The sequence below is a fragment of the Roseinatronobacter ekhonensis genome (assembly GCF_900499075.1).
GTDB classification, from domain to species: Bacteria; Pseudomonadota; Alphaproteobacteria; order Rhodobacterales; family Rhodobacteraceae; genus Roseinatronobacter; species Roseinatronobacter ekhonensis.
In genome coordinates this window covers 1-1,221 of record NZ_UIHC01000163.1, presented here as the reverse complement: position 1 = coordinate 1,221, position 1,221 = coordinate 1, and the positions used below count along the sequence as shown (strand labels likewise).

The following is a 1,221-nucleotide window of genomic DNA, read 5'->3' as shown; positions in this document are numbered from 1 at the left end:
TGCACTTCAGCGACCCCTGACCATGACCGACGGGCGCGACCAGGGCGCTGCGGATGGCGTCATTTGCGAATTCAAGCGGCTGAAAGCACTACGCGCCAGCAAAAGCGGTCAAAAATCGAGGTGCCCTAAATTCAATCAAGCCACCAATTCTTGTTCCGCGAATGCGCTTGAGCACTTCAGATTTATCTTTCCCCTCCATGAGCTCCGGGAATTCTTCGACCAGCTCCTCGATGATCTTATTTTGCTCACGGTTGCTGCTACAAAACACTGAGTCACGGAAAGCGCATCTTTGATCCCCCTCAAGCTGTATTGTGAATCCCTCTCCGTACAAGCCGCCGCCGGCTTGCGGCACGTCGTTTGTACCAGTTGCAACAATATTTCCGTTTGCATCCACGAGCGCAGCGCCAACCTGTCGCGACAAGCAAGCACTTCTCATCTGGGCTGAGCGTGCATGGTGCATGGCTGTTTCGGATATCGTGGGGCGGACAATTTTCGACTGCGTAATTAAATTAACGAAGCGACGAAGCTGATCATTCATGCCTGTGAAAGCAAGATCGTCGCCAGCGTCGATAGAGTTGTCAACAAAAAAGTCAGCCTCGTGAAATGTATCCGAAACATGCTGTCCATGCTTCTCGGGTGCATCTTCATCTCGTGTCAAGAAATCCCGGACCTGCTCCCTTACTGTCGGTTCACCCCATTGGGATCGGTCGAAGAAGTTTTCACGAATTCTCTTTTCTCGTTTAACTGGATCACAGACAATACCAAGCAACGTAAAGGCATCTTGATAAACCTCGCGGAGTATAGCGACTTCAGCAGGGTGTCGAAGCGAATCAATTATATAGGCTCTGTGCTTCCCGTCAGGCTCTACTGGGACACCCGAGAAAGTTTGCCCTTGAAGCGACGCTCGCAGTTCGGCGATCTGCTTTAGAGCGAGACGCGCGATTGCTGAATGATCCTCTGGACGAGCGTACAACTTTCCCTCCCGAAGCTCGTCACCGCGGTCCTGCATTATTTCGACATTCTTGATGGATTTACGTGCACCAGTTGGGGGCACGGGACGCCCTGCGCGTTCGGCAGCACCTCGAATTAGAGCGCTAGTGTTCCCCACCTGACACAGGATTCCCATTGAGGGCCTGATGTGCTATATTCGGGACATGAGACGCAATGACATTTGCCTTTACCTTGGCCCCGCCGACCGTGCTGAGCTTCAAGCTCTGATCA

1 protein-coding gene is annotated in these 1,221 nt (G+C 52.5%); it reads right to left on the bottom strand.

Annotated elements, in window-relative coordinates:
• Positions 1 to 88 precede the first annotated feature (88 nt).
• The gene (locus tag ROE7235_RS19620; RefSeq protein WP_183073607.1) at positions 89 to 1,054 is read right to left on the bottom strand and encodes a hypothetical protein; all 966 of its coding nucleotides are present in this window, start codon (positions 1,052 to 1,054) and stop codon (positions 89 to 91) included.
• Positions 1,055 to 1,221: the final 167 nt, after the last annotated feature.